At 49.0% G+C, this 8,218-nt stretch carries 9 protein-coding genes and 2 pseudogenes; all 11 read left to right on the forward strand.

Translation table 11 applies throughout. The features are described 5' to 3' along the window. On the forward strand, positions 1–2,061 hold a 2,061-nt coding region (locus AB447_RS11535; protein ID WP_057957575.1), incomplete at its 5' end, for a DNA polymerase. Next, complete coding sequence (locus tag AB447_RS11540; RefSeq protein ID WP_048353606.1) at positions 2,061–2,765, forward strand: 3'-5' exonuclease; 705 nt, start codon at positions 2,061–2,063, stop codon at positions 2,763–2,765. The genes AB447_RS11535 and AB447_RS11540, both read left to right, overlap by 1 nt. Continuing rightward, the gene (locus AB447_RS11545) at positions 2,766–3,809 is read left to right on the forward strand and encodes a hypothetical protein (protein ID WP_057957576.1); all 1,044 of its coding nucleotides are present in this window, start codon (positions 2,766–2,768) and stop codon (positions 3,807–3,809) included. A 214-nt stretch (positions 3,810–4,023) separates the two neighbouring features. Next, the gene (locus tag AB447_RS26835; RefSeq protein ID WP_241494773.1) at positions 4,024–4,359 is read left to right on the forward strand and encodes a RuvC family protein; all 336 of its coding nucleotides are present in this window, start codon (positions 4,024–4,026) and stop codon (positions 4,357–4,359) included. 5 nt (positions 4,360–4,364) lie between these two features. Further along, complete coding sequence (locus AB447_RS11555; protein ID WP_046132586.1) at positions 4,365–4,730, forward strand: hypothetical protein; 366 nt, start codon at positions 4,365–4,367, stop codon at positions 4,728–4,730. Positions 4,731–4,988: 258 nt separating this feature from the next. After that, the gene (locus AB447_RS11565) at positions 4,989–5,189 is read left to right on the forward strand and encodes a hypothetical protein (protein WP_046132584.1); all 201 of its coding nucleotides are present in this window, start codon (positions 4,989–4,991) and stop codon (positions 5,187–5,189) included. Further along, positions 5,186–5,527, forward strand: coding sequence for a DUF3307 domain-containing protein (locus tag AB447_RS11570; protein WP_046132583.1), 342 nt, complete (start codon positions 5,186–5,188; stop codon positions 5,525–5,527). The genes AB447_RS11565 and AB447_RS11570 overlap by 4 nt, the downstream gene beginning before the upstream one ends. Further along, a complete protein-coding gene (nrdI, locus tag AB447_RS11575; protein ID WP_057957577.1) occupies positions 5,527–5,883 on the forward strand; it encodes a class Ib ribonucleoside-diphosphate reductase assembly flavoprotein NrdI in 357 nt (118 codons plus the stop codon). Before AB447_RS11570 ends, nrdI begins: the two co-directional genes overlap by 1 nt. Beyond that, a pseudogene (locus AB447_RS11580) lies at positions 5,873–6,592 on the forward strand (ribonucleotide reductase N-terminal alpha domain-containing protein); the annotation flags it as partial. The gene nrdI and the pseudogene AB447_RS11580, both read left to right, overlap by 11 nt. Positions 6,593–6,692: 100 nt before the next feature. Next, the gene (locus AB447_RS11585) at positions 6,693–7,376 is read left to right on the forward strand and encodes an HNH endonuclease (protein ID WP_082634648.1); all 684 of its coding nucleotides are present in this window, start codon (positions 6,693–6,695) and stop codon (positions 7,374–7,376) included. Positions 7,377–7,529: 153 nt separating this feature from the next. Then, positions 7,530–8,218 (forward strand): annotated as a pseudogene (locus tag AB447_RS11590) (ribonucleotide-diphosphate reductase subunit alpha); the annotation flags it as partial.

Below are 8,218 nucleotides of genomic sequence, written 5' to 3' on the forward strand. Positions count from 1 at the left end.
TGCGTAAACAAGGCCGGAAATCCGAAAGCGTTCAGCAAGGCGGAGGCGATGCGGCTATGGAAGACGCTACAAGAGTCACAGCGCGAAGAAACCTTGCGGCAGATGGTCGAGAATACGCCGGATAACTACGAATTAATTACGACTGAAGCCCGATTCCAAGCGCTAGTAGATGCTCTAAGTAACGAAGAAATAATCGCAGTTGATACCGAAACGACAGGCGTTGATGTTTATACGGATGTTATCGTCGGGCTGTCGATCACGCTTCCCAACGCTGACTGGCACGTTTATATCCCGGTTGATCACGTCGATTGCGAGCAACTAAGTCGCGAATATGTACTCGAAGGTCTGGCGCCTGTATTTAACGATGAGTCGATCGGAAAAGTCCTACACAACGCGATATTCGATATTGCGATGGTTCGCCGACACGGATTCGATCTAAAAGGCGTGGCTTGGGATACGATGACTGCGATGCACATGCTAAATGAAAACGAAGGTGATCGAACGTTGGGCGGTGCCGGCTCGTTTAAATTAAAAGACTTGGCGCCCAAATATTTAAAAACGCCGGCGGATACCTTCGACGCTTTGTTCGGTAGGAATGCGCAATTTAGAGAAGTTCCGTTAGATATCGCGCTAGTTTACGCAGCGAAGGATACGGAATTAACGTGGAAGCTGTACGAATTTCAACGTCATCACATGGAGAAAATGCCTACGATTTTGGAGTATTACCAAACCGTTGAAATTCCGTTGCTATATGTAATTGTCGACTTAGAGGCTAACGGATATATCCTCGACTTGGATTTCGCAAAGGAATACGGAGAAAAGCTGCATAAGCGTGCGGAAGAGTTGCGAAAGGAATTAATTTCGGAGTTAACGCCATTCCATGAAGGCGACGGTCCGTTAAATTTAAACTCGACCCAGCAGATGCGCCCTGCACTTTCGAAGGCGATCGGCAAAGATCTTCCGAACATGGACGCAAAGAAAACATTAAAGCCGTTAAAAGACAACTACGAGATAGTCGCGAAACTCCTTGAGTATAAGAATATCGTTAAGCTAAGTGGGACATACATTGATACGCTGCCTACAAAGCAGAATCCGACAACTAAACGGTGGCATTCAAGATTCAATCCGATGGGAACCGTTACGGGTCGTTTTAGTTCAGGCAAGGGCGAAGAAGATACAACGGAACAAGGGTTCAACGTGCAGAATCAGCCGCAAGAAGCACGCCCGATGTTCGGTCCTCCTCCTGGAAAGTTGCTAGTAGGGGCCGACTTTAAAGCGCAAGAAATCCGCTGCGTTGCGTACTTGTCAGAGGAGCCTGTACTGATTGATGCGTTTTTGAAAAATCTTGATCCGTACGCAACAATGGCATCAAACTTTTATAAGCGTCCATATGTGGAAGTTTACAAGAATCCGGACGGATCGGATACGAAAGAGCGAAAGGATATGAAGGTCGCTTGGCTGGCGACTCTTTATGGTATGAGTGATTACTCTCTCGCGAATATGCTTGGTACATCAAAGAAAGAAGCTACCGAGTTTAAGAACGATTTATTCGGAAGTATGCCGAAGTTATCGGCTTGGCTGAAAGAAAACGAGGAATTTGTGCGAAAGAACGGCTACGTTTGGGCTGACCTAAGAGCGCGAAAACGCCGGCTGCCAGACGCAAAATTACCACGCAAGAACATTCCGTACGGAAAATGGAATGATCCGAAATATGCGGACGCAAGGAAACATAACTCGCGAATCAATCGCGCCTTGAGACAGGCGACCAATGCCCGGGTACAAGGATCGTCGTCTATACAAACGAAGGTCACGATGATTAAGGCTCATGAATATTGCGCTAACAAGCCGGGCTGGGCGTTGTGGTCAACGGTGCATGATGAATTGATATTCGAAGTCCCGGAGGATTTTACGTGGGAGGAAGCGCAAGACATTCGCGATATCATGCTTAATTCATATCGTTGGGGAGACGTTGTACCTAACGGAACAGATATCGAAGTAATGCGAAGATGGGGCGAAGGAGTTCCCGTGGAAGAATGGTTCAAAAATAAGGAGGCGGTTTAATGGGAAAGACATACGTTGTACTCGACTTGGAAACGACAGGACTCGATTATCAAAACGATCAGATTATCGAAATTGGCGCGATTAAAATTGATGATTGGTGCGACGAAATTGATCGCTTCCACACAATGGTTGCGCTTGAGGAAGGCCGGGAGCTACCGGAATTTATTACGAAATTAACCGGCATTACTGTGGAGGATCTCGAAGGTGCTCCAAGCGAAACCGACGCGCTTAGTAGCTTACGAGAGTTTATCGGTGACTCTGTCGTAGTAGCGCAAAATGCTCCGTTCGATCTTTCGTTTATTAGTCGAGGGGGTATCGAACCGGAACTTTTTCACTGCACTCGCGCAATGGTTCGCTTTGTTGAGCCGGAGTTATCAGCGAGCTTGAAGGACGTAGTTAAGCGCAACAATATCGAATTGAACGGCCACCACCGGGCGCTAAACGACGTAGAGGCAACGATCGAAGTATTCAAGCGATATCTTCCGCGTGTCTCTAAAGAATATAACGGATTCCTAAACATCGTCCAAGATTCCGTAGATCGTCCGTTAAAATTCAAACCTAAAAACGCAGTCGTTAGAACGGTTCATCTGGTGGCGTTAGATAATACAGACCTAATGCGATTGCTGCGCGCTTTCCCGGAAGACCACGAAATGTTCTTTAAATTAGGCGGAATTATTGATCGCGCAATGAAAGGACGTGATTAATTGACGAACACAAACGGAAGATCGGCCGCAAATTCACTGCGGGCACATATAAAAGAACCGACCACATACGCGCAGCAGATTGCGGACGAATTGGTCGAATATCTGAACGAATGGCACTCGCTGCCGGAGACGTGGGATAACGCCCTGGACGCGCAGATTCATAAATGGTACGCCAACGCTCCGAAAGTATTTCCGAAGAAACCGTATTTCTCACCGTCATCTGCTAACGCTTGCCCACGCGAGCTTTACCACAAGGCGATCGGATCTCCGAGGGACGAAACGAAGAAGCCTCCGTATCAAGGACGATGGACTCGTATCGGTACAGCGATCGGCGACGTAATCCAGCGTGACATTCTCTTCATGGAGAAACATTTCGAGAAGAAGACCGGGCGGACATGTCCGTTCAGCTTCGAAAAGAACGAAGACGGCACGCCGATGTTCGAGGATTTCGCGAAAAGGAATCATCCGGTCACACATCGCGGCTACTCGTTCAATCTGTACGGAACTTGTGACGGCATCATGCGCTATGTAACGGAAGACGGCGAAGTGCTGCGCGTCGGCCTCGAGATTAAGTCGAAGCAGACTACCGCTGCAAAGACGTCCCTCCATTCGATGCGGCAGCCGGAAGAAAAGCACGTCAAGCAATGCGTCGCCTACGGTCCGATGTATGGCGTCGACATATACGTCATCCTCTACGTGAACGCGGCTAAAAAGTCGTGGGTTTATCCGGAAGGAGAGTTCGAAAAGTCACCGGATATGCGGGCGTTCGGCATCGAAATTACGGAAGAAGACGTCGAGCAGCTATTCGATAGATTCGTAGAGATTCGCAAATCTGTCGAGGAGGGAACGCCTTTACCGTTGGATCTGGACGGCTGGACGTTTAACGGATACAAGACGGCTATTGCGAAGTCGCTGACGGACGAAGAACTGGCGGAGATTCGTGCGAAAGTGTCGCGAGTATTGAGATCGAACGTCTATGACTCTACGAAACGGCAGTACGTTGAGGCGCTCGAATTTATCGAAAGAGTGCGGGCAGATGAGTAGCTCCAAGCCTATCCGGGTCCTCGCATTCGACACGTCGATGACCTGCCCCGGCGTCGCAATCATCGAGGTACGTAATCGAAAGCCAACGATCAAAGCGCTATCGCACGTCAAGCCGAACCCTAGCCGGTCACACGCGCACCGAGCGGAAGTTATCGAGGGCTGGGCGATGATGTTTCTCGATAAAAATTGCCCGCGCGATGGATTCGACTATGTGGTGCGGGAGGACTTCGCGGGCAAAACGTCTACATCGAACTATCCGGTTCTGTCGGCGTGGAACGCATGCGAACGAGCAACGTCGCGATTCGGGTTATCGTTCGATAAGTATTGGAAGACTCCGACCGCAAAGCAACCGCAACTCGGAATATCAGCAACTCGTGTTAAGTCGTTGGTTGCCGGATCAGGCAACGCAGAAAAGGACGAAGTTGAGGCGTCGGTTCGGCGCATGACCGGATATACCGGCGAGTTTGCAAACTTCGATGAAAGCGATGCGGCTGCGATCGGACTTGCGTGGCTGATTCATGTTGGCGTAATAGATAAACCGAAGGGGTGATTCGAATGGATAAAGCGATGGAGTATATCGATAAGCTGGCGGCAAAGCTCGGAGTTGCGGCCGATCATGTATACGGAGTTCTCGTAAAGCAGGCATTCGCAACCGGTGTGACTGATTCGATTATCGGGTTCGTTTTTCTAATGATCGCAGTTATTGCGGGAGTCATAATTACGAAGGTGACTGTAAAATCGTATGAGAAGCGCTATTGTAGTTGGGATTGCGAATGGTTTTTCGTGGTGCTTGCTGTCGGTTTTTTAGTGGTTACTCCGGGAGGATTCGGTATTTATGCGATCTCAGAAGGTATCAAAGCGCTAATCAATCCGGAATACTACGCGATCAAAGAAATTCTCGACACAATCGGAGGGAAGTGATCCGATGTTTAAACAGCGACTTATCGAAGCACTAACGATCGTTGCGCTAATCGGTCTGAGTGTCGCGGGAGGATGTATCGGATATTTTGTCACTAATTTTCTACTCGCGATTCCGGTTATTGGTGTGATTGTTTGGGTCGTTATAAGTATCATAGCAGTCTTCATGGTGGCGGTAGTTATCTGTGGCAGCGCTGTCCGGCTACAAAAGGCATACCGCGAACATAAACGCGTTCAAAAGGACGCAGAGGAGGAAACTCGATGACCTACGAATGCTACGGCGCCTCAGCCGCACAGTTACGTCAGTCCTTGCGATGGCTTGACGAACAACTTATCGATGTTGATTACGCAATCAGCCGGCACGACACGAAGCTGAGCGAATTGAAAAACGAGCGTGACCGGATTCTGGCGAGAAAAGACGAAATAGAGGCGGAATTAAAACGGAAGGAGTCGATCGAATGACGTTGCTATTCCTAATCTTTGCGCACTTACTTGCGGACTATCCGTTTCAGGGAGATTTCTTGGCGAATATGAAAGGTAAGAACGTTATCGTGCTTCTTTCTCACGCCGGAATTTGGGCCGGAACAATATCGATCGCAGCGTATTTGTCGGGGATTCAAATAACTTACGTTGACATTGCAACGCTTTTCATCGTACATGCGATCGCGGATTATTTAAAAGCGAAGCCTGTCGGTTTCTATAAGAAGCTAGACGCATTAAGAGGCGGACTGCTACTGGATCAATCGATCCACCTCGCACAGATCATCGTTCTCCTATCGTATAAAGGAGCGTTATTGTAATGCTAATCGCCTATTACTCGCTGGCCGGAAACGTCCGCCGATTCGTATCCAAGACCGGCCTGCCTGCGGTCGAAATCAAGTCGGACTTGATGCTGACGGAGCCGTTCGTCTTGGTAACGGGGACTTACGGCTTCGGTCAGGTCGCTGGCACCGTTTGGGACTTCCTCGCGGACAACGGCGATCTAATGACGGGCGTGGCTGCGTCGGGGAACAAGAATTGGGGCGGCAACTTCGCAAAGGCTGCGGACTTGATTGCGGAAGAGTACGGAGTGCCGATCGTCCACAAGTTCGAGCTGGCGGGGACGACGGAGGATGTACGGATATTTACGGAAAGGGTGAGCACTATTGACGAATAAGCACGCGAAGTATATCGAACTTAATAACGAAATTATGATACGGAAAAACGGCGGCTTTCAATTCGAAAAGGATGCCGAAGCCGTCCGCAGTTATTTCATAGATTACGTGAATCAGAATACGGTATTTTTCCACGATCTGCGCGAAAAGCTCGACTATCTGATCGAGAACGATTATTACGAACGCGAGGTCTTCGAACCTTATACGTTCGACGAAATCAAAGCGGTCTACAAGGAGGCTTATGCGAAAAAATTCCGATTCCCTTCGTTCATGAGTGCGTTCAAGTTTTACAACGACTATGCGCTCAAGACGAACGATAAGAAGAAGATCCTCGAACGTTACGAAGACCGCATCGCCATCTGTGCGCTGTTCTTCGCGAAAGGAGACGCAGCCAAGGCGATCGAGTTTGCGGAAATGATGATCCGGCAGGAATATCAACCGGCCACACCGACGTTCTTGAATGCCGGGCGGAAGCGACGCGGCGAATTAGTATCGTGTTTCCTTCTCGAAGTTAACGATTCGCTTAACGATATCAGTCGCGCGGTAGACATGGCGATGCAGCTTTCGAAACTCGGCGGAGGCGTCTCGCTTAACCTATCGAAAATCAGGGCGAAAGGCGAATCGATCAAGGGCGTTGAGAATTCGACGAAGGGCGTTGTCGGCGTCATGAAGCTGCTCGATAATGCGTTCCGGTATGCGGATCAGATGGGTTGAATTGGCCCCTTTCGTCAGCAATGGCGATCGAAAACCTCTTTAATTCATGGGAACTCCTCAAAGCGGTAGGGCCAAAAACTACTAAAGGAGGACAATCATGAGCGAAGCAAGGCGACCGCATAACAAATTGGATATCGATGAGGATTTTATTCGCGATAATTACTACAAAATGAGTGCTAGAGAAATCGGTGAGGTGTTGGGGGTTTCGAGAGAAGCAATAAATCATCGGGTAATGAAGATGGGGCTACGGAAGACGAAAATACCCTTCGTTCTGGAAGATGGAGAAGAGTTGGTTCCTATAGAAGGTTTTCCTGATTACGGGATCACCAACCATAGTCGAGTTGTTAATTTAAGACGTATGACTTTGGTCAAAACAAAGAAAGATCGAGAAGGATACGTCAAAGTAACTCTCTACAGAGACGGTAAAGCTGTTGGCAGACGGGTTCACCGTTTAGTAGCTCTTAACTTTATACCCAACCCGAACAATCTACCGCAAGTAAATCATATTGACGGGGATAAGTCAAACCCTAGCATCGATAATCTGGAGTGGGTGACACCAAAAGAGAATGCTCAGCACGCCTCAAAACACGGGTTGCTTTGCGTCGGTGAAAATCATCCGTCATCCAAAATCACCGAACAACAAGCGCGATCTATATTGCAAGAATATCAAAGCGGTAAGAGCGTTTCGGAAATACGAAAAGCTCACTCATACGCGAGTAAATCGATAGTCGAGAAAATCTGTTGGCGGCATAGATGGAAACATCTCGATAAAACGTCTTGAACGTGCAACGACTAGGCGAAAGCCGTAGGCTGCAAGCGATTGGCAGTCGAAACAGGAGGCGCCCCACGCGGGCGAAGATATAGTCTAATCTTCGTGGCAACACGGAGCAGCCGAAAGGCGGGGCGTGCGTAGCGAACACGTCCGAATGGTCTGCAAAGACAGGGAGCCGGCGCAGCGTATCTCAACGTATTTCATGCCGACATTGATGCGTTCCTTGATACGAAAAAGATCAGCGCGGACGAAGACGTCCGGGTCAAGACGTTATCTATCGGGGTTGTCATTCCGGATAAATTCATCGAATTGGCTCGCGATGACCGGGACGCATACGTCTTCTATCCGCATACGGTCTATAAGGAATACGGCGAGCATCTTGACGAAATGGATATCGGAGAAATGTACGACAAGCTCGTCGAGAATCCGAACGTCCGCAAAGATAAAATCAATCCGCGACAGCTACTCGAAAAGCTTGCGATTCTGCGGTCCGAGTCGGGCTATCCGTACATCATGTTCGAAGACAACGTCAACGCAGCTCATGCGCTGAATCACATTTCGAAAGTTAAATTCTCGAATCTCTGTAGCGAAATTCTTCAGGTATCGCAGGTATCCGAGTACACCGACTACGGCGAACCGGACGCAATCGGCCTCGACATTTCGTGCAACCTCGGCTCGCTCAACATTGCGAACGTCATGGCGAATAAGTCGATCGAGCAAACGGTTAAGCTCGCAGTCGATGCGCTGACGGTCGTATCGGAATCAACGAATATCAAGAACGCGCCGGCAGTCGCTAAGGCTAACCGTCAGATGCGTTCGATCGGACTCGGAGCGATGAATCTACACGGATA

Source organism: Bacillus glycinifermentans (genome assembly GCF_001042475.2).
Lineage (GTDB): Bacteria > Bacillota > Bacilli > Bacillales > Bacillaceae > Bacillus > Bacillus glycinifermentans.